Annotated in this window: 18 protein-coding genes; 7 read left to right on the plus strand and 11 right to left on the minus strand. The window is 70.3% G+C overall.

What is annotated here, in order from left to right:
• Positions 1-54: 54 nt before the first annotated feature.
• Both LAO51_02280 and LAO51_02285 read left to right on the plus strand, forming a co-directional pair.
• A complete protein-coding gene (locus tag LAO51_02280; protein MBZ5637564.1) occupies positions 55-1,644 on the plus strand; it encodes a glucose-6-phosphate isomerase in 1,590 nt (529 codons plus the stop codon).
• Between the two features lie 50 nt (positions 1,645-1,694).
• Positions 1,695-3,380 carry a tetratricopeptide repeat protein gene (locus tag LAO51_02285; GenBank protein ID MBZ5637565.1) on the plus strand — a complete coding sequence of 562 codons (1,686 nt, stop codon included), beginning with the start codon at positions 1,695-1,697 and terminating at the stop codon, positions 3,378-3,380.
• Here LAO51_02285 and LAO51_02290 read toward each other — a convergent pair.
• From LAO51_02290 to LAO51_02310, 5 genes are all read right to left on the minus strand, one after another.
• On the minus strand, positions 3,377-4,459 hold the full coding sequence (locus LAO51_02290) for an ATP-binding cassette domain-containing protein (GenBank protein ID MBZ5637566.1): 1,083 nt from the start codon (positions 4,457-4,459) through the stop codon (positions 3,377-3,379). The genes LAO51_02285 and LAO51_02290 overlap by 4 nt on opposite strands.
• The gene (modB, locus tag LAO51_02295) at positions 4,456-5,112 is read right to left on the minus strand and encodes a molybdate ABC transporter permease subunit (GenBank protein MBZ5637567.1); all 657 of its coding nucleotides are present in this window, start codon (positions 5,110-5,112) and stop codon (positions 4,456-4,458) included. The genes LAO51_02290 and modB overlap by 4 nt, the downstream gene beginning before the upstream one ends.
• A complete protein-coding gene (gene modA / locus LAO51_02300; protein ID MBZ5637568.1) occupies positions 5,109-5,879 on the minus strand; it encodes a molybdate ABC transporter substrate-binding protein in 771 nt (256 codons plus the stop codon). The genes modB and modA overlap by 4 nt, the downstream gene beginning before the upstream one ends.
• Positions 5,880-5,985: 106 nt before the next feature.
• On the minus strand, positions 5,986-6,444 hold the full coding sequence (locus tag LAO51_02305) for a GNAT family N-acetyltransferase (GenBank protein ID MBZ5637569.1): 459 nt from the start codon (positions 6,442-6,444) through the stop codon (positions 5,986-5,988).
• Between the two features lie 22 nt (positions 6,445-6,466).
• Positions 6,467-7,057 (minus strand): DUF2059 domain-containing protein, encoded by a 591-nt coding sequence (locus LAO51_02310; protein ID MBZ5637570.1) that lies wholly within the window; start codon positions 7,055-7,057, stop codon positions 6,467-6,469.
• Between the two features lie 88 nt (positions 7,058-7,145).
• Here LAO51_02310 and LAO51_02315 point away from each other — a divergent pair, with 88 nt between their 5' ends.
• Positions 7,146-8,237, plus strand: coding sequence for a dipeptidase (locus tag LAO51_02315; protein ID MBZ5637571.1), 1,092 nt, complete (start codon positions 7,146-7,148; stop codon positions 8,235-8,237).
• A 96-nt stretch (positions 8,238-8,333) separates the two neighbouring features.
• Entirely contained in the window at positions 8,334-10,397 is a 2,064-nt protein-coding gene (locus tag LAO51_02320) for an oligopeptide transporter, OPT family (GenBank protein ID MBZ5637572.1), read from the plus strand.
• A gap of 120 nt (positions 10,398-10,517) precedes the next feature.
• Here the strand turns inward: LAO51_02320 and LAO51_02325 are convergent, their stop codons facing one another.
• From LAO51_02325 to LAO51_02340, 4 genes are read right to left on the minus strand one after another with little or no spacing between them, the layout of a single operon-like run.
• The gene (locus LAO51_02325; GenBank protein ID MBZ5637573.1) at positions 10,518-11,084 is read right to left on the minus strand and encodes a hypothetical protein; all 567 of its coding nucleotides are present in this window, start codon (positions 11,082-11,084) and stop codon (positions 10,518-10,520) included.
• Between the two features lie 45 nt (positions 11,085-11,129).
• The gene (locus tag LAO51_02330; protein ID MBZ5637574.1) at positions 11,130-11,405 is read right to left on the minus strand and encodes a cupin domain-containing protein; all 276 of its coding nucleotides are present in this window, start codon (positions 11,403-11,405) and stop codon (positions 11,130-11,132) included.
• A gap of 17 nt (positions 11,406-11,422) precedes the next feature.
• A complete protein-coding gene (locus LAO51_02335; GenBank protein MBZ5637575.1) occupies positions 11,423-12,019 on the minus strand; it encodes a nucleotidyltransferase family protein in 597 nt (198 codons plus the stop codon).
• A 36-nt stretch (positions 12,020-12,055) separates the two neighbouring features.
• A complete protein-coding gene (locus LAO51_02340) occupies positions 12,056-13,531 on the minus strand; it encodes a hypothetical protein (protein ID MBZ5637576.1) in 1,476 nt (491 codons plus the stop codon).
• 151 nt (positions 13,532-13,682) lie between these two features.
• On the opposite strand from LAO51_02340, the gene LAO51_02345 reads away from it, so the two are divergent.
• Positions 13,683-14,567: a hypothetical protein gene (locus tag LAO51_02345; GenBank protein ID MBZ5637577.1), complete on the plus strand. Its 885-nt coding sequence runs from the start codon at positions 13,683-13,685 to the stop codon at positions 14,565-14,567.
• Positions 14,568-14,574: 7 nt separating this feature from the next.
• Here LAO51_02345 and LAO51_02350 read toward each other — a convergent pair whose 3' ends face one another.
• Together LAO51_02350 and LAO51_02355 are read right to left on the minus strand one after the other, a co-directional pair.
• A complete protein-coding gene (locus tag LAO51_02350; GenBank protein MBZ5637578.1) occupies positions 14,575-16,404 on the minus strand; it encodes a M2 family metallopeptidase in 1,830 nt (609 codons plus the stop codon).
• Positions 16,405-16,496: 92 nt separating this feature from the next.
• Positions 16,497-18,638 carry a sulfatase-like hydrolase/transferase gene (locus tag LAO51_02355; protein ID MBZ5637579.1) on the minus strand — a complete coding sequence of 714 codons (2,142 nt, stop codon included), beginning with the start codon at positions 18,636-18,638 and terminating at the stop codon, positions 16,497-16,499.
• A gap of 19 nt (positions 18,639-18,657) precedes the next feature.
• On the opposite strand from LAO51_02355, the gene speY reads away from it, so the two are divergent.
• Positions 18,658-19,806: a deoxyhypusine synthase gene (gene speY, locus LAO51_02360; GenBank protein MBZ5637580.1), complete on the plus strand. Its 1,149-nt coding sequence runs from the start codon at positions 18,658-18,660 to the stop codon at positions 19,804-19,806.
• 25 nt (positions 19,807-19,831) lie between these two features.
• Positions 19,832-20,277: hypothetical protein (locus LAO51_02365; protein MBZ5637581.1), on the plus strand; the 446-nt coding region annotated here is incomplete at its 3' end.

Raw genomic sequence — 20,277 nt, forward strand, 5'->3', positions numbered from 1 at the left:
GCCGGCGGGCGGGTTATCCTGTTCACTCACCAAGGGTGGACAGGAGACGCCGCCATGACCTCCAACGATCTCTGGGACCGCTACCGGGCCTGGCTCTACGACGCCGCCGACCTCGGATTCCGGCTCGACGTGAGCCGGATGGACCTCCCGCCGGAGCACCTTAGGGTCATGGAGGCGCCGCTCCTCGGCGCCCTCGACGCGATGCGGGCCCTCGAAGGGGGCGCGATCGCGAATCCCGACGAGAAGAGGATGGTCGGGCACTACTGGCTCCGCGCGCCGGAGCTGGCGCCGTCGCCCGAGATCGCCGACGCGATTCGGCGCACGCTGGCGAAGGTCCTCCACTTCGCCTCGCGCGTCCACGACGGTCAGATCCGGCCGCAGCGCACGGAGAGGTTCCAGCAATTGCTCGTGATCGGGATCGGCGGCTCCGCTCTCGGGCCGGAGTTCGTCGCCGACGCGCTCGGCGCGCACGACGCGCCGATGACCCCGCACTTCCTCGACAACACCGATCCCGTCGGGATCGATCGCGTCCTGGCGGGGATCGGGAAGAGACTCGATAGCACCCTCACGGTCGTGATCTCGAAGTCGGGCGGGACCCCCGAGACCCGGAACGGGATGCTCGAGGCCAAGGCGGCATACGCCGCGCGGGGGCTCGAGCTCGGCCGTCACGCCGTGGCGGTGACGGGGGAGGGGAGCGCGCTCGACCGCTACGCGACCGAGCACGGGTTCATCGATCGATTCCCGATGTGGGATTGGGTCGGCGGGAGGACCTCCGAGCTGTCGGCGGTCGGCCTCCTGCCTGCGGCGCTCCAGGGGATCGACGTCCGCGAGATGCTCAAAGGCGCGGCGGAGATGGACGGCCTCACGCGCTCCCGCCAGATCTCGAAGAACCCGGCCGCGCTCCTCGCGGCGGCGTGGCACCACGCCGGCGGCGGGAAGGGCGCGAAGGACATGGTGGTGCTGCCGTACAAGGACCGCCTCACGCTGTTCAGCCGCTACCTGCAGCAGCTCGTCATGGAGTCCCTCGGGAAGGAGAAGGACCTCGACGGCCGCACGGTCCACCAGGGGATCGCCGTCTACGGGAACAAGGGCTCGACCGACCAGCACGCGTACGTTCAGCAGCTCCGGGACGGCGTGCCGAACTTCTTCGTCACGTTCATCGAGGTGCTGAAGGACCGGGAGGGGAAGGGGCTCGAGGTCGAGCAGGGCGTCACGTCCGGCGACTACCTCGCCGGGTTCCTTCTGGGGACCCGTCGCGCCCTCCACGAGAGCGGCCGACCGTCATTGACCATCACGCTGCCGGACGTAGGTCCCCGAAGCGTCGGCGCGCTCATCGCGCTGTTCGAGCGGGCGGTGGGGCTCTACGCGACCCTGGTGAACGTGAACGCCTACCACCAGCCGGGGGTCGAGGCGGGGAAGAAGGCTGCGGCCGCGGTGCTCGACCTCCAGCGGAAGCTCGTCGAGGCGCTCCGGAGCCGGCCCACCGGTGGCACCGCCGAGGAGCTGGCCGCGGCGGCCGGCGTCCCCGAGGAAGCGGAGACCGCCTTCCACGTGCTGGAGCGGCTCGCCGCGAACCCGGCGCGCGGGATCGAGCGCGTTCCGGGCGCCGCCCCGTTCGACGCGGTGTACCGCCTCAGGTCCTGAGCGTCGCGCCGATGCGACCCAGGCCGGCGAGTCGCGAGGCCAAGCCGTGGATGAGTCGCGGAATGGCGGGGATCGCCGCGGTGATCGTCCTCGCCACCCTGGCGGCCTACGTCCCCGCGATCCGGGGGGGATGGGTGTGGGACGACGACATCCACGTGACCCGGAATCGCAACCTCCAGGATCTCGCGGGTCTTACGCGGATCTGGCTCACGACCAGCGCGACCCCGCAGTACTACCCCCTGACCCACACGACGTTCTGGATCGAGCGCCATCTCTACGGCCTCGACCCGCTCGGGTACCACCTCGACAACGTGCTGCTCCACGCCGCGTCGGCGATCCTGCTCGCGCTCGTGCTCGAGACCCTCGGCGTCCCGGGGGCCTGGCTGGCGGCGGCGGTGTTCGCCCTGCACCCGGTCCACGTGGAGTCCGTCGCCTGGATCACCGAGCGGAAGAACGCTCTCTCCGGGCTCCTCTACCTCGGGTCGGCGCTGGTCTTCCTCCGGCACTTCGCCGGGGGCGGGGACCGCGATCGGACGCGGTACGGGCCCCCCGCGGCCGCGGTGGCACTCTTCGTCGCCGGGCTGCTGGCGAAGACGGTGATCGCGACGCTCCCGGTCGCGCTCGCCATCGTGCTCCTGTGGAAGCGCGGGAGGATCGAGCGCCGCGCGGTCCCCTGGCTCGCGGCCATGATCGCGGTGGGAGCGACGCTCGGCCTTCTCACCGCCTGGCTCGAGGCGACGCAGGTCGGCGCGGAGGGGAGGGAGTTTTCGCTGACCTTCGCGGAGCGGCTCTTGCTGGCCGGCCGTGCCGTCCTGTTCTATCTCGGGAAGCTCTCGTTCCCGCACCCCCTGGCCTTCCTGTATCCCAGGTGGACCCTCGATGCCCGGTCGGCCGCGCAGTGGCTCTTTCCCGTTGCGGCGGCGGGTGCGGCCGCCGCTCTCTGGTTCGCGCGGAAGAGGATCGGCACCGCTCCGCTGGCCGCGTACGCGTTCTACGTGGTGACCCTCGGCCCCGCCCTCGGCTTCCTCAACGTCTACCCGATGAGGTTCTCGTTCACGGCCGACCACTTCCAGTATCTCGCGAGCATCGGTCCGATCGCGCTCGTCTCGGCCGGGGCGGCCCGGCTCGCGGAGCGACTTCCTCGGGTGGTTCCTCGCTGGGCATGGGCGGCGCCGCCGCTCCTTGCCCTCGCGCTCCTGACCTGGCGGCAGGGGGGAGCCTACAGGGACCTCGACACGCTCTGGACTCGAACCATCGAGGCGAGCCCCGATTCGTTCATGGCTCACTACAACCTCGGCAAGATGCTGGCCGAGAGGGGACGGACGGACGAGGCGTTCGCACACTACCAGGAGGCGCTGCGCGCCAACCCCGAGATGGCCGAGGCGATGATCAACCTCGCCAACCAGCTGGCTGATCGGGGGAAGCTCGAGGAGGCCGTGGACCTCTACGGCCGCGTGATCCGCCTCGATCCCGGAAGAGAGCGCGCCCACTACGATCTGGCGCTGGCGCTGGAGCAGCTCAAACGCCCGGGCGAGGCGGAGAAGGCGTACAGGGATGCGATCCGGGTCAAGCCCGGGATGATCGCCGCTCACAACAATCTGGCCGTCCTCCTGTTCCAGCAGGGGCGCTACGCCGAGGCGTGGGGCGAGGTGCACGCCTCGCTCCGCTCGGGGGGAAAGCCGCATCCCGAATTCCTGCGCGCGCTCACGGATCGAATGCCCGATCCAGGCCCCTAGGCCAGCCGGTGGAACGCGAGCGCCTTCACGAGGAGCCATGCGCGGTGGCCGGGCGCGAGCGACAGCGCTCGAGCGGCGGCGGGGGTCACGATGGCCCGGAAGCGCACGGGCGTCGCGACGACGATCTCCACCACAGGCCCCCGGCGCTCCACCTCGACCACGGTTCCCTCCAAGACGTTCCGCGCGGAGGTCCCGGCGACGTTCCCGGCGGAGACCAGCACGTCGTCCGCGCGAAGGCTGAGCGCGACGCGGCTTCCGGGCGGCTCGGCAAGGAGCCCCGTCTCGACCCGCGTTCCGTCCAGGTCGACCTCGCTCCACCCCTCCTCGGGCTCGTGCCGCAGAACGGTTCCGGCGAACACGTTCTCGAACCCGGCCGCTCGCGCGACGGTCGTTCGCGCCGCCGCGGACAGGACCTCGAACGGCGGACCGACCTGCACGACCTTCCCGGCGTCGAGGACCACGAGGCTCGTCCCCAGCCTGAGCGCCTCGCCCAGATCATGCGTCACGTGGAGGAACGGGAGACCGGTTTCGCGCTGAAGTCTCGACACCAGAGAGCCCAGGGCCTCTCGGGACGCCGCGTCGAGCGCCGAGAACGGCTCGTCCAAGAGAAGGCCTGCCGGCGCGGCCGCCAGCGCCCGGGCGAGGGCGACCCGCTGCCTCTCTCCCCCCGACATGTCCTCCGGATGACGGCGCGCGAGACCCGACGCTCCGACCCGCGCGAGGACCTCTTCCGCCCGAGGCCCGCCGTCCCTGCCACGGAGGCCGAACGCCGTGTTGTGCCGGGCGTCGAGGTGGGGGAACAGCAACGCGTCCTGGAACACGATTCCCAGGCGCCGCTCCCGGGTCGGAAGATCGATCCGGCGGGCGGAATCGAACAGCACCCGTCCACCCACCACGATCGCTCCCCGCGCGGGCCGGATCGCCCCGAGGATCGACAGGAGGAGCGTGCTCTTGCCGGCGCCGCTCGGGCCGAACACCACCGTGAATCCGCCCTCGGTTTCGAACGCGGCCACGAGCCGGAACGGGCGGCCCGTGCGTGAGGGCAGCTCGACCTCGACGTCCACCGAGAATCCCGTCACCTCCGCCTCCGCCCGAGGCGACCCGCCGCGAGCATCACCCCCACCGAGACCGCGGTGAGGAGCGCCGAGAGCCCGAGCGCCGTGCGGTCCTCGCCGGCGAGGACCGCGTCGTAGATCGCCAAGGGCAGCGTCTGCGTCCGCCCCGGGATGTTCCCCGCGATCATCAGGGTCGCGCCGAACTCTCCGATCGAGCGGGCGAACACGAGGACGACCCCCGACGCCAGCCCGCGCCGCGCCACGGGGAGGGCGATACGGAGGAGGTACGACAGCCACCCGTGCCCGAGACTGGCCGACGCGATCTCGTGCCTCGGGTCGATCCCCTCGAAAGCAACCCGCGCGGACCGGACCATCAGCGGGAACGCCATCACCGCGGCGGCCGCGACGCACGCGGCCCAGGTGAACGGAATCGACCAGCCGGTGGCGCGAAAGAGGGGAGCGCCCAGCGGGCCTCGGCGGCCGAGCAGCGCGATCAGGTAGTAACCGGTCACGGTCGGGGGGAGGACCAGCGGGAGATTGAGCAGCGCGTCCAGGGTCTCCTTTCCCCGGAACCGCGATCGCGCGAGAACCCAGCCCGCGAGCGTCCCCGCCGAGGCGACGAGCGCGGTGGAAGCGAGCGCCACCGTCAGTGAGAGCCGGAGCGCCGCGAAGATCATCGGGGAGGAGGGGGGAGGAACCCGCGGCGAGCCAGGATGCTTCGTCCTTCCTCCGAAAGGAGAAACGCCATCAGCGCGGCCGCATCCGTAGGGTGCGGCGCGTCGCGGAGTGGGGCTACCAGGTAGACGATCGGGTCATGGGATCCTCTGGGCGCCTCGGGACCCGTCACGACCCGTTCCCCCATCGCGCGGGGGTCGGTCGCGTACACGATCCCGGCGGCGACCTCTCCACGGGCGACGTATTCCAGGACCTGCCGAACGCTCTCGCCGGGGATGAGGCGGGTCGCGAGCGCGTTCAGCACCCCCACCCATCGGAGTGCCTGCTCCGCGTACCGTCCCGCGGGAACCGTCCGCGGGTTGCCGATCGCGATCCGGTCGAACCGCGGCGCCGCCAGACCCGCGAGCGTCGCGGGAGGGCTGCTCCCCGCCGGCACCACGACGACCAGCCGGTTGGAAGCGACGGGGCGGGCCGCGCCCACATCGATCCGGCCGGCGCGCTCGAGGCGCTCGATCTCGTCGGGGGAGGCGCTGACGAAGAGGTCCACGGGGGCGTCCTCCTCGATCTGGCGCAGCAGGACACCGGAGGCGGCGGCATTGACCACGACCCCGGTTCCCGGATGCCGGACCTCGAACCGTTCGGCGGCTTCCTGGATCGCCTCCTTGAGACTGCTCGCGGCGGACACGAGCACCGAACCGGCCGCGGCGGCGCCCGTCGCGGCGGCGGCGATCACGGCGGCCAGCAGCGCGGCGGCGGGTCTCCTGGGCATCGTACCCTCCCGTGGTCGCGGCGAACCGTGTCGCGGGACCGGCACGCAAGTATACGGGGAGATCCTGGACGGAAGCGTCCTCGCCGATGCGACCCGCGCGGCGAGCTCAGGCGCCGCCCCGGGCCAGCACCCACTCCCAGACTTCGCCTTCCTCCGGGTCCAATACCGTGCCCTCGAGGGTGAATCCCAGCTTCTCGAGGATGCGGACCGACGCGTTCCGCTCACGGAGCGTCCGCGCGGTGACCGTGACTCCGGGATCGGCGGCGCGGGCGAGAGCCAGCAGCTCCCGGGCCATCGAGGTGGCGATGCCGCGCCCCTCGGACCTCGGGAAGGCGTAGTACGCGATCTCGACCCGCCCCGCGGACGGCGGCGCCGTGAACCCGCAAGTCCCGGCGACCCCTTCGTCGAAGACGGCGAGATAGCACACCCACGGCGGGACGAACCCGACCCGGCGGTAGAGCCCCGCGGTGGACTCGCACACGTCCCGCGCCAGGTCGTCCAATTCGAGGCCGGCGTCGGCGGGCGCGCCGGAGGAGTCGATCGGCACGAGGCTCAGCACGGGCATCGGCGGCGGTCCGTCAATTCGCCTACTTTCCCCCGATCGCCCGCGGGAACAGCTGCGGAAACTGCCGCCTCATCTCTTCTTCCACTTTGGACTGCCAGACCTTGTCCCCGAGCTTGTTCCCCAGCTGCTCCCCCGCCGCCATCGTCTCCCGGGACATCAGGTTCTGAGCCTCCGAGGCCTTGCGACCCACGGAAGAGCTGTTGAACCGGTTGATCTCCTCGAGATCCTCGAGGGAGACTTGCTTCGTGATCAGGGGCACCAGTCGATTCTCGATCGCCGAGTACGGCATCAGCTCGCGTATCTTCCGCTGCCAGAAGAGCGAGAGGCGCTTCCTCTCGTCGTCGGTCAGGCCTCGGCGGAGCGAAGGCCGGATCGCCTCCTCGAGGTTCTTCACCGCCGCGCTCGAGGCCTGGACGTACAGATCGTCGAAGACCTTCGGATCGATCTCGGTCCGGATGAGAACCCTGGCGGCCTGCTCCGCGGTCTCGTCCGATCGCGGCTCGGCGGCGAGGGCCGTGCGCGATCGAACGGAGAGAAGCGTCGCGGCGACGAGGCAGAGTCCAGTCGATCTCCGCCTGCGCGTCCCGGAGACGCCTCTTGTTCCTCCCGTCATGTCGTTCTCCTGTCCCGGGTGAAAGTAGATCATACTCCCGTGGCACCGCCTCGCCGGATCGGCTCGCGTCACGCCAGGGAGGACCGCGATGAGGACGCCCGTCACCGACCTGCACTGCGATACGGCGCTCGAGATCCAGACGGGCGCGGACCTTACGTCCGGGAATCCCGAGGGACACGTGGACCTCGAGCGCCTCGATCGGGGCGCCGTCACCCTCCAGGTGTTCGCGTCCTACGTTTCATCCGCGCTCCCGAAGGGTCGCGCGTTCCGGGCGGCGATGGACCTCCTCGACGGGGTCGAGGCGGCGTGCGCCTCGTCCCGCGGGGCGCTGGTGAAGGTCGAGACGGCCGCCGAAGCCGACCGCGCCCTCCTGCGGGGGGCGAAGACCGCGGCGTTCCTCGCGGTGGAGAACGGGCACGCGATCGAGGAGAGCCTCACGAACCTCGAGCGCCTCCGCCTCCGCGGGGTCCGCTACATGACGCTGACCCACGCCAGGAACCTCCCGTGGGCCGCCTCCTCGGGCGAGGAGCGCTGCGACTTCGAGGGGCTCGCCCCGTTCGGCGAGAAGGTCGTCGCCGCGATGAACGAGATGGGGATGATCGTGGACGTCTCCCACGTCCACGAGACGACCCTGAGGGACGTGACCCGCCTCTCGCGCCGCCCCTTCATCGCGTCGCACTCGGACGCGTCGGCGCTCTGCCCGTGCGCCCGGAACCTCACCGACGACCAGATCCGCGTGATCGCGGGCCACGGCGGGCTCGTGGGGATCAACTTCTACCCGGGCTTCCTCGACGCGGCGTACGCCGAGCGCCAGAACGCGGAGCTGGGGGACCTGTTCGCCACGCTGGAGCAGGTCGAGCGGGAGCACCTCGACGACCCCGTCCGCAAGGCGGAGGCGTCCCGCGGGCTTGCCCGCACGATGCGCGAGCGAATGGCGAAGGTCCGGCCCCCGCTGGACCGGATCGTGGACCACGTGGAGCACGTCGTCCGCCTCGTCGGCGACGACTTCGTCGCGTTCGGCTCCGACTTCGACGGCGTCCCCGATCTTCCGGAGGGGGTTCCGGATTGTGCCGCCTTCCCGGCGATCCTCGACCGGATGCGGGAAAGAGGCCTCTCCGAGGCCTCGATCGCGAAGATCGCGGGGGCCAACTTCCGGCGGGTGCTGGAATCGAACCCGTGACGGTGGACATCCCTTTTTGAAGTAGAATCGCGGCTCCGTGGCGCCCCCGCCGGGCCCGGAAAGGTGCGCGCCGAAGTACAGGGCGAAGGAGAATTCATGAGCGAGAAGCCTCACAAGCCGTTCGTGCCGCCCAATACCGACATGCGCGAGTTCACGCTCCGGGCGCTCGTCCTCGGGCTGATCATGTGCGTGATCCTGGGGGCGGCGAACGCTTATCTGGGCCTCAAGGCGGGCATGACGATCGCGGCCACCTATCCCGCGGCCGTGATCGGGATGGCCGTGCTCAAGCTGTTCAAGGGCTCGATCCTGGAGGAGAACTTCGCGAGGACCGTCGGGTCGATCGGCGAGTCCGTGGCGGCCGGGGCGATCTTCACGATCCCGGCGTTCGTCATGCTCCAGATCTGGAAGTTCAAGCCGGGCCCCAACCAGCTGAGCGAGTACCTGACCGCCTCCGCCCTGATGATCCTCGGCGGCATCCTCGGGATCCTGTTCGTCACGATCCTCAGGAGGGTGATGGTCGAGGACCCGACCCTCCCGTTCCCGGAGTCGGTGGCGGCGAGCGAGATTCACAAGGCGGGGCAGCGCGGGGCCGCGGCGGCGATCCAGCTGTTCCAGGCCATGGGAGTCGGGGCGCTGATTCGGCTCCTGGGCCGGACGGACTCCGACACCTTCGACGGGGTCGGGATCTATTACGCGGTCAACCGTTTCCAGATCGGGGTCGGGCGCCTCAAAGAGGGGTTCGTCCGCCTGGCCGGCGACAAGACCGTCGCGGCCGGGGGCATCACGACCATCACCGCGCCCGCGGCGACGCCGGCCTACCTCGGCGTCGGGTACATCATCGGCCCCGAGCTGGGCGCGCTGAATTTCGCAGGCGGCCTGCTCGCGTGGGGCCTGTTCGTCCCGCTCCTCGTCTACTTCCTCGGCCCGACGCAGATCGATCAGTACGGCGGGGACTGGGCCGCCCTCACGGGAGGGGTTTACCGGCGGATCGTCCGGCCCATCGCGGTGGGCGGGATGCTCGTGGGCGCCTGCTTCACCCTCTGGCGCATGCGGAAGAACCTGATCTCCGGTCTCAAGAGGAGCATTGCGGACGTCAAGGCGTCGGCGACGGCCGCGGCGGCCACGGAGCGGACCGAGCGGGACATGAACCTCAAGGTCGTCGGCCTCGGCGTGGCCGCGGTGTTCGTGCTGATGGTCGCCCTGTACTTCTACTTCACGAAGGCCCTCCCCGCGGCGTTCCTTGCCGCGATCGTGATGCTCATCACCGGGTTCTTCTTTGCGGCCGTGTCCGGAAACCTGGTGGGGATGATCGGCTCGTCCAACAACCCGATCTCCGGGCTCACGCTGGCGACCACGATCGTCGCGGCCCTGACCATGGTGATCGTTGGCGCGAAGGGGACCCAGGGAGTCGCCGCCGTGCTGGGGGTCGCGGCGATCGGCTGCGTCTCGGCGGCGGTCGCCGGCGAGATGCTGCAGGACCTCAAGGTCGGACACATCCTCGGCGGCACCCCCTGGAAGATGCAGGTCGGCGACATCTTCGGCGTGATCATCGCCGGCCTGGTCATGTTCTTTCCGCTCTACGTCCTGCACAACTCCGACCTGGCGCAGAACCCGGCGAACGGCGGGTTCGGCGGACCGAACCTGTCGGCCCCGCAGGCGGGCCTCATGGCGGCCCTGTCCCAGGGGATCGTCGGCGGCGAGATGGCCTGGCCGCTCGTGATCGTCGGGATCGCCATGGGGATCTCGATGATCCTGGTGAAGGTGAAGAGCCCGATGCTGTTCTCCGTCGGGATGTACCTCCCGCTCGAGACGACGTTCGCGATCTTCATGGGCGGGCTCATCAAGGGGATCGTGGAGAAGCTGGTCACGAAGCGGAAGTACAACGACGCTCAGAAGGCGAGGGTCGAGAACGCCGGCATCCTCGCGGCCTCGGGGCTGATCGCCGGCGAGGCGCTGATGGGTCTGATCGTCGCGGCGGTGGTGTTCGTCAAGGACCAGATGCATCGGGGACCGACGTTCCCCTCGCTGCCGGCCTTCGGTCCGGCGACGGGATGGCTGGCGCTGGCGGTGTTCGCGGTCCTGGCCCTCTACATGGTGTACGTGCCGCTCCGGAAGGCCGGCGCGGCCGACGAGCCGGCGCCGCCTACCGCCGTGATGTAGCGAGAGACTTCTGAGAAGTGGAACCCACGCGAAGGACGGGTCGGTCCCCCGACCCGTCCGCAGCGTGGGGCCAGGGGTCCGGGGGCAGAGCCCCCGGATGCTCGAATGGAACCCCGAGGCTCAAGAACGGGGTGAAGGCGTCGTCGCTATCGGCTTCGCGTTCGGCGCCGTCGCCTCGAGGAACGTCCACGAGGCCAAGAGGTCGCGCACCGCAGGTCCGTCCGTGTCGGCGCGGCCCGCGGGGTACGTCGCGCGGACGATGTACAGGAGCGACCCGTTCCGCACGACCCAGTACTCGGCGCGAGAGGGCGGGTCCTGGGCGCGGATTCGAGTCGGGTAGACCACTTCCAGCGCCGGTGCGCCTCCCACGGTCGTCTCTCGGCTCACCGCCTGTTCCACGACGTTGAAGTAGTAGAGCGTCCAGGCCTCGAGCTGCGGGACGACCGACTGTGGAAGTCCGGCGACGAATTTCGCGTCGGCGCCGACCAGCGAGTGGACGTCGATGGTGAGGAGGCTGCCGGAAGGTGAGCGCGCCTCCCACCCGAACATCTTCCAGCCGGGCGGGAGGACGAACCGGTAGCCCCGCTCGTGCTCCTCGACCGTCCGGTCCCGTGCCGTCGGGGCGGAGCCGGAGCAAGAAGCGAATAAGACCGCGGAAAGCGCGATCGCGACGGCGCGGCCTCTCATGGCGCCATGATCCCCCGTTCGCTCCGCCGATTCAAGCCGCGCGCGCTATCCGAACCGGTAGTGTTTTCGAACCGGCACGTTCACCTTCCAGGTGCACGACATGCCGGACGGGAACGTGACCAGGTCGCCCTTCCCCACCCTGACCGGGCTCCCCCCATCGGGGGTGACGATCACGTCCCCCTCCAGGAAGTAGCAGGTCTCCGGCTCGTCGTAGCTCCAGGCGAACTCCGAGACCTCCTTGGTCCAGACCGGCCACCCTCGCACCCCGAGCTTCAGGAGCGTCTCCACGGCCGGATCCCTCTCCACCCTGATCTCGCTCATCGGCGTTCCTCCACGCGTCATTCTCCCACGGCCGGCCGCCCGAACGCGGCGGCGTAAGCCTCCGGCGTGTCGATGCCCGCGGCCACCCAGCGGTCGTCCACGGCGACCTCGATGACGTCTCGGGCGTGCGCGCGCACCACCGCTCGCGCCCCCTCGGCCGCCGGCGCGGCGTCGATCTCCGGAGCGAGCGCCATCGAGAACAGGGCGGGGTGCCCGCGCCGGCCAGAATGGAGCGGAACCGTGAGCGGCGCGCCGGACGTCTCGAAGGCTTCGATCAGCCGGTCCAAGGTCGCGGCCTCGACGAGCGGGTGGTCCACGGGCCAGACGACGAACGCCGAGACCCCGGCGGGCAGCGCGGCGATGCCGAGGCGCAGGGAGGACAGCATCCCGCGGTCCGGCTTCGGGTTGACCACTACGATGCCGCGGGGGAGGCCGACCGCCGTGCGGATCTCCTTCGCGTAGTGGCCGAGCACGACGCGCACCGCGCTCACCCGGGTCAGGGCCAGCGTGTGGAGGATCGTTCCGAGGAACGTGGAGCCGCGGCACGGCAGGAGCGGCTTGGGTCTCCCCATTCGCTCCGACTTGCCGCCCGCGAGAACGATCGCTCCGATCACACGCCCTCCCGAGCGGCGCGTCTAGGCGTGGAGGCCCTAGGGTGCCGAGAGCGCCATTCCGAACTTCTCGATCAGCGGAAGGGCCTCGTCCGTCCTCCTGATCAGGAGCACCACCGGGACCTTCCCGGTCGAGCGGTGCACGCACACCCATCCCGCGTCGAGGAACTTGCGGATCAGGCGCGAGTTGGACGGGTGGTAGGCGAGCATCGCCGAGCCGACGTGGTAGCGCTCCAGGATTTCCTCGGACCCGGGCTCCGCGCTCAGGATCCGGACGACGTCGGCCATGAAGTCCTCACCGTACAGGTCGTTCCTCCCGTCCACGAACACCACGGACTCGGGCTTGAACCGGTAGATCAGGTACCCGCCCCAGCCGTACTGGTTGAACAGCGCGCCCGGAGGGCGGTGCTCGGCGAAGAAGTTCGCGGTGTCGACCGGGAGCAGGACGTCGCCGCTGAAGTGGAATGGCGACTCGCTCGGGAACCCGCCGGTCGCGACGAACCCTCCCAGCAGCACTCCTGTGACGAGCACCGGAAGGACCAGGGAGCGGCGGCGCGAGCCCCGCGGGAAGGCCGACTCCAACCCGGCGGCGGCCGACGAGGCCGACGCGACGGGCCCCACGTACGCCACGAGGCCCACGTGCCGCCACGCCTTGAGACCGAGCCCGACGAACGCCAGCGCGAGGGCGAGCTCGTGCAGCGAGGGGCGCCTCGGCGACAGCGCGAAAACGGTGAACACCGCCGCGAGGAGGAGCGTGAGGCCCGGCAGGGTGGCCAGGGTGATCGGCTGCCACTCGCCGTTGAACGAGGTCATGGCCGGGCGAAGCGCGTACTCGAGCGGGTAGACGACCTGGCGCCATCCGTAGGGGTTGAGAAACGCGGCGCCGCTCGAGAGCGCAAGAGCCGAGGTCAGGGCCGCGAGAGGAAGTGCGGGCGGCCTTCTGGCCGCCCGTCGCAGCAGCTCCACCGCCACGGGGATGGCAAGGACCGTGAGGCCCACGATGAACCCTCCGTGCATGTTGGCCCAGAGGGCGGCAGAGAGGGGGAGATAGACCAGAGGGGCCCGGGTTCGGCCCTCCATCACGTCGGCGAGCCCCGCGAGGAACACCGCCAGGAAGACGTACGTCACGAGCTGCGGGCGCAGGTTCACGTACCCGAGGCCCCAGCCGACGAGACCGATCGCCGCCGCGATCCCCGGAAGGGGGACGCCCCGCCGACGCAACGCCGCGCCCAGCACGGCGGCGGCGAGCGTCGGCAGGAAAGCGGACAGGAGGACGAGACCCCTGACACCCATCCGTCGATGAACCGAGGCCGCGACGACCTCAAACCCCCACTCGTTGTCGACCCAGGGCGCATCGCCGCGGGTCGCAGAGAAGAGCCCGGTGTGGGGGATCTCTCGATGGTCGAGGATCCATTCCCCCACCGCGAGGTGGTAGAAGATGTCCAGGTCGACGAGCTGCACCAGCTTGCCGGCGAAGAGCAGGACGAGGGCCATGCCGATGAGGGCGTACCCCACGCTTCGGCCGACCCCATCGCTTTGCAACATACGACCCCACGAATCGCGCTCGCGGAGCATACGCCGGTGCCTCGGCCGGCGACAATCGCGTCGACGAGCCTCCTGCGTTGCGTTGAGCCGCCACCACCGGGTTGATAGACTGCACGGCGCCATGCCGGAGACGGGCCTCCTCCACGCGCTCCGTACCCTCGACCGCCCGCGGGGGAGTCGCTCGATCGCGCTCGCGCTCGGAAGGTGGCACGTCGTCCTCGACGGCCTGGACGACGCCTTGGCCAACGCCCTCTCGCGCCGCTGGAACGGGTTCATCGTGCCGGCGGACGGTGTCGCTGCAGCGCGGGTCCTTCGGGTGGTGCGTGGCGCCGATCCCCTGTGGCTCCCTCACTGGCGGCTGTTCGAGCGCTACCGGATCGAGGGGACGGTCGAGGACGGCACGCCCTTCGCCCGCTCGTACCATTTCGCGCTCGCCCCCGACCCCGGAGGCGGCACCTGGCGGCTGGCCCTCGCGGACGAGCCGGACGAGCGGGTGGAGCGGATCGTCGAGAACGTCGCCCGCTTCGTGCTCGCCAGGCTGGCGGCGGAGGAGGGCGGCTTCGCTCTTCACGGCGCGGGGGTACTGCGGGACGGCCGGGCCTACGTGTTCGCGGGTCCCTCGCGCTCGGGGAAGAGCACCGCGGTGGCCCTGTCCGCGCCGTGGCCCAGCCTGGGCGACGATTTCGCGGTCCTCGTGCCCGGGGGGCCCTCTTGGCTGACGCCCGCGCTACCGTTCGACAGCAGCGAGGAGGCCCCGCCGAAGCCCCGGGGCGATCTCCACCCGGTAGCCGGGATCTGGCGCCTGTACCAGGCCGCGGAAGCGAAACTCGAGACCGTCGCGCCGACGATCGCGGCAGCCTCGCTCATGGGCTGCGCGGCGTTCCCGTGGGCGATGCCCGATCTGTCCGAGTCGATCCTCGAGCACGTGCGCCGGTACGTGGACGGCGCGGTCTTCGCCCATCTCCATTTCCGGAAGGCCCCGGACTTCTGGGACCTCCTGGAGTAGCCGTCCGCTACCAGCCGCAGACCTTCCCGGCGTTCTGCTCGTCCAGCCACTTCTTGAGCGGCGCGAAGTAGTCGAGGATGGCCGTGGCGTCCATCCTGGTCTCGCCGGTCAACGTGGCCAGCGCCTCGGGCCAGGGCTTCGACTGCCCCATCTCGAGCATCCGGTTGAACTTCTCGCCGACCTTGCGGTTCCCGTAGATCGAGCAGCGGTGCAGCGGGCCGACGTAGCCGGCCTCCGCGCACATGGCGCGGTCGAACTGGAACTGGACGATGCCCGCGAGGAAGTAACGGGTGTACGGCGTGTTGGCGGGGACGTGGTACTTCGCGCCCGGGTCGAAGTCGGCCTCGCTGCGCGGGAGGGGCGGCGCGACCCCCTGGTACTTGCGTCTCAATTCCCACCACGCCTTGTTGTAGTCCGCCGGGCCGACCTCGCCCGAGAACACCTTCCACCGCCACTGGTCCACCAGGAGGCCGAACGGGAGGAAGGCCACCTTGTCCAGCGCCATCCGGAGCAGGACGCCGATGTCGCCACCGGCCGGCGGCGCCTTGTCGAGCAGGCCCACCTTCACCAGGTAATCGGGGGTGATGGAGAGGGCGATCGCGTCGCCGATCGCCTCGTGGAACCCGTCGTGGGCGCCGCTCGCGAACAGGGGCGGCTGCTTGTCGTACGCGCGCTGGTAGAAATTGTGCCCCAGCTCGTGGTGGATCGTCGTGAAGTCCTCGCCGGTGACCTGGATGCACATCTTCAGCCGGAGGTCGTCCTTCCAGTCGATGTCCCAGGCGCTGGCGTGGCAGACCACGTCCCGGTCGCGGGGCTTCGTGAACAGCGAGCGCTCCCAGAAGGTCTTCGGGAGCGGAGCGAAGCCGAGGGAGGTGAAGAACCGCTCGCCGTACCGGACCATCTCCCGCTCGTCGATCTTCTTCGAGCGGAGCAGCGCGGTCACGTCGATCGAGGAGTCGTCCTTCGCCGCGGGCTTCACGAGGTCGTAGACGTTCCCCCATTCCTGGGCCCACATGTTCCCGAGGAGATGGGCCGGGATCGGCTTCCCGTCGGGAACCAGGCCGTTCCCGTACTTCTCCTGGAGCTTCGACCGCACGTAGCAGTGGAGCGATTCATAGAGCGGCCGGACCTGCTCCCAGAGACGGTCCACCTCCTTCGCGAATTCGTCGGGAGGCATGTCGTACCCGGCGCGCCAGAGGGCGCCGAGATCGTGGAACCCCAGCTCCCTCGCCCCCTCGTTCGCGAGGGTCACGAACCGCTCGTACTTGGGACGGAGCGGGGGCGCGATGGCGTGCCACCCCTTCCAGAGGTCGAGCATCTCCGCGGGATCGCGGCTCGAGGCGAGGCGGGACTCGATCACGGTCAGGTCCATGCACGCCTTACCGGGCGGGCAGTACTGCCCCTTCCCGTACGCGCCTTCCATGGACGCGGCGATCCGCGACAGCTCGGCCTGCTTCGCGGGATCGCTCGGGGCGACCAGCGACAGGGAGATCTTGAGGAGCGTGAGCTTCCGCGCGACGTCGCCGGGGAGCGCCAGGCCGTCGTACCGGTTCGCCTCCGACGCGAGCCTCATGGTCGCGGCGATGACCGCCTGGTGGGCGTCCGCGGCGATCCTCTCCGTGTCGTCGGTGATGAACGTCGACTCCACCCAGGAGGCCCGCTCGGCGGCGGTCCAGAGGCCGAGCAGCTCGGACTCGGCGGCCTCGATGAACCGCTGCGCCTCGGCCGGAGTGGCAGGGGATGGCGGGCCGCTGCCCGGATCGGCCATGGCCGGAAGGGCGAGCACGGCCAGGAAGAGCGGCAGCGCGAGGGATCGGCGCAGGGTCGAGCGATTCATGGCGGACTCTCCGTGGAGCGGGACGCCGCTCCTCCGAGGAACAGGGGATCGGTCAGTATAGCCGCTCCGGGGCCCGAATCGCCGCCTCGCGTTCAGCGGCCTGAGGGCGCGCCCTGCTCCAGGGCGCGGAGCTTCGCCTCGGCCTTGCTCCGCGCGCTCCCCTGGAGCATCGGTACGAGCTTCCTTAGCGCCGCGACCGCCTTCCCGCGATCTCCGAGCTTCTCCGCCGCGACCGCGAGGTTCACGAGGGCGATGGTCAGCTTCGGGTTGATCCTGAGCGCCCGCTCCCAGGCGTCCACCGCGCCCTTGACGTCGCCTTCCTGGGCCCGGATCACTCCCATCGCGTTCCACCCGTCCGGGAGGTACGCGTTCTCCGACAGCGCGCGCTCGAGCATCTTCCTCGCCTCGTCCGCCCGGCCGCGGTTCATCAGGAGCACCGCGAGGTCCACGCGGGCGGCGGGGTAGGTGGGGTCGAGCGCGAGCGCCTTGTCGAACCTCGCCTGCGCCTCGTCGTACCGCCCTTGCGCGGCCGCGACGGTGCCGAGCGCCTCCTGGGTCTCCGGGTTCCTCGAGTCGAGGCAATCGGAGAGCGCCGCCCACGCCTCGTCCGCCCGGCCGGCCTGGCTCAGCCCGCGCGCGAGCTGGATCTTCATCTTCTCGCCGCCGGTCCCCGTCGAGACCGCCTTCCGCAGCAACGAGAGGGCCTGATCGACGCGTCCCTGCTCCGCTTCGATCACGGCGAGCTGCATGTAGACGTTCGCCATGCCGGGGGCCCGCGCGAGGATCGACTCGAGGTCTCGGATCGCTCCCGGGGCGTCGTGTCCCTTCCGGTAGCGCAGCACGGCCTTGTTCACTTCCTCGTCGAGGAAGATCAGGTTCTTGGGATCGGAAGAGGCGTCGAAGCGCACCGGAGCGGGAGCCGGACCTGCGGCGAGATACCCGAGGGAGCGGAGCTTCTCCACCGTCTCCCGGTCGGGGGTCTCGCGTCCCGGGGCCTCGCGAGCCTCCGCCGGGATTCGGGAGGCGATCTCACGCTCGATCGCGGGGCTCGTGCGGGCGAGGTTCTTCGTCTCGCCGGGGTCGGCGGGCAAGTCGTACAGCTCGGCAACGGGCAGGTCGATCGCTTTCCGGCCCCCTTCGATCCTGCCGTAGAGCGGCGCCCACCCCCGGTTGAGCCACGCGGTGAGGGCCTCGAAATAGCTCGAAGCGTCGTCGCCGGCCGGGCCGAGGAGGGAACGCCCGGGCACTCCCGCCGGCGCGGAGAGGCCCAGCGCCCCGAGGACGGTGGGAAGGATGTCCACGTGCCGCGCGGGCCTCGGGTCGGAGCCCGGCGGGATCCTGCCGGGCGACCAGAGCACCAGCGGGATCCTGAGCGTCGACTCGTAGCAGAAGATGCCGTGGCTCTTCTCGCCGTGCTCGCCGAGCGACTCGCCGTGGTCGCCGGTGAACACCACGATCGGGGCGAGATCGCGGGATCGTTCCAGCGCCTCGACCACCGGGCGGATCTGCTCGTCGGCGAGGGCGACGTCTCCGAAGTACGGCGCCTTGGAGTAGCGGCTCTTGAACGGCTCCGGCGGATCGTACGGGTAGTGCGGCGTGAACACGTGGACCCAGAGGAACCGGGGCGCGTCCCGGTGGGCCTCCCACCAGGCCAGCGCCAGTCCGACCGTCACGTCGCCGGGGCGCTCGGCCAGCCTCGAGGGATCTCCCGAGTACCCCTCGCACCGGTCGTCGTAGAAGTCGAACCCGCGCTTCAACCCGAATCGGCCGTCGAGAGTGAACGAGGAGACGAACGCTCCCGTGGCGTACCCCTCCCCTTTCAGGACGGTCGCGAGGGTCGGGACGTCGTCGCGGAGGACGAACCCCGCGTTGTCCCTGATCCCGTGCTGGTACGGGTAGAGGCCGGTCAGGATCGAGGCGTGCGACGGTAGCGTGATCACCGCGTGGGCGTGCGCCGAGGGGAACGCGCGCCCCTCGGAGGCGAGCCGGTCGAACGTCGGCGTCTTGACCCTTCCCGCGCCCGAGAAGCCGGTCGCGTCGAAGCGAAGCGTGTCGACGGTGATCAGCACGACGTCGGGACGCCGGCTCGCGAAGCGGAGTCGGGCGGGGGACTCGGAAGAAGCGGGCGCCGTCGGAGCTTCGCCCGGGCCGCAGGCGAAGAGGGCCGCTCCTGAGAGCGCCAGCGCGGCGAGCGCCGTTCCCGTGCGCCGATTCCCGCGGAGCATGGAAGGCATCTTAGCATCCCGTGTTACGATGCGGGCTTTCGACGGGGCGACCGGCCCCGGATGCCGGGAGGGAGGCGTGTCCGACTCCAAGAGCGGGTGGCTTTCCGGCAAGAAGATCGACCCCGAGCCGATCGCCAGGGGAATCGGCGCCGCGGACCTCGTGGACCAGGCGTTCCAGGCGTTCAACGCCGGACGTCTCGAAAGGGCCGCGCGGCTCCTGGTCGAGAGGATGCTCGAGCCCGGGAGCCGGGTCGGGATGAGCCTCTCGGGGGCGCTGACGCCGGCCGGCCTCGGCCGCTCCGCCCTGGTGCCGATGATCCGGGCCGGGTTCGCGGACTGGATCGTCTCCACCGGGGCGAACCTCTACCACGACGCCCACTTCGGGCTCGGCCTCGCCCTCCATCGCGGCGACCACCAGGTGGACGACCGCGTCCTGCGCGAGGAAGGCGTCGTCAGGATCTACGACGTCCTGTTCGACTACAAGGTGCTCCTCAAGACCGACGCCTACCTTCGCGAGGTGATGCTCGGCGCCGAGTTCCAGCGCGACATGTCGTCCGCCGAGCTGCACTTCCTCCTCGGGAAGTACCTCGCGGCGCGCGAGGACGAGCTGGGGGTGCAGGACACCTGCGTGCTCACCGCCGCGTACCGGTGCGGCGTGCCGTGCTACACCTCGTCGCCGGGTGACTCCTCCATCGGGATGAACGTCGCCGAGCTGTGGCTCCGTAGCCGCGGCCCCAGGATCGACGTCTCGCGGGACGTCAACGAGACCGCGGCGATCGTGTACGAGGCGAAGCAGAGCGGCGGGACTTCGAGCGTGCTCATCCTGGGAGGCGGCTCGCCCAAGAACTTCGTCCTCCAGACGGAGCCCCACATCCAGGAGGTCCTCGGCCTGCCCAGCGCTGGGCACGACTACTTCGTCCAGGTCACCGACGCGCGCCCCGATACCGGCGGCCTATCCGGCGCGACCCCGAGCGAGGCGGTCTCGTGGGGGAAGGTGGATCCGGACAAGCTGCCGGACTCGGTGGTGGTCTACGGCGACAGCACCGTCGTGCTCCCGCTGCTCGTCGCCTACGCGCTGACGCGCCACGAGCCCCGTCCCCTCCGCCGCCTCTACGACGCCAGGGAGCGGATGCTCGACGCCCTTCGCCGGGATTTCGTCGCGAAGGCGAAGGGGTAGGCTTCTCCGCGGCGCCGCGCCGAAGATGGAAGGAGCTCGGCGGCGGATTAGAGCGGCGCTGGCGCGGCACGGGTGGCCGCTCTGCCTGTTCCTGCTCTCCGCGGCCCTGCGCGGGATCCACCTCGCGAACGTCGTCGACTCGAAGTACTTCACCCATCTCGGCCTGGATCCGCTGTTCTTCGACGAGTGGGCGAGGAGGATCGCGGCGGGGGACTGGCTGGGAGGCGGGATCTTCTACCAGGACCCGCTCTACCCGTACTTCCTCGGGACGCTCTACGCGCTGTTCGGCGCCAGCCACGTCGCCGCCGTTTCCGTGCAGCTCATCCTCGGCTCGCTCGTCGCCCCGATGGTCTTCCTGGCGTCCGATGGGTGGTTCGGACGGCGCGGGGCGATCGTATCGGGCTTCCTCGCCGCGACGTACCTCCCGTCCATCTACTACGAGGCGATCCTGCTCAAGACCTGGATGGACGT

This window comes from Terriglobia bacterium (assembly GCA_020073205.1).
GTDB lineage: Bacteria > Acidobacteriota > Polarisedimenticolia > Polarisedimenticolales > JAIQFR01 > JAIQFR01.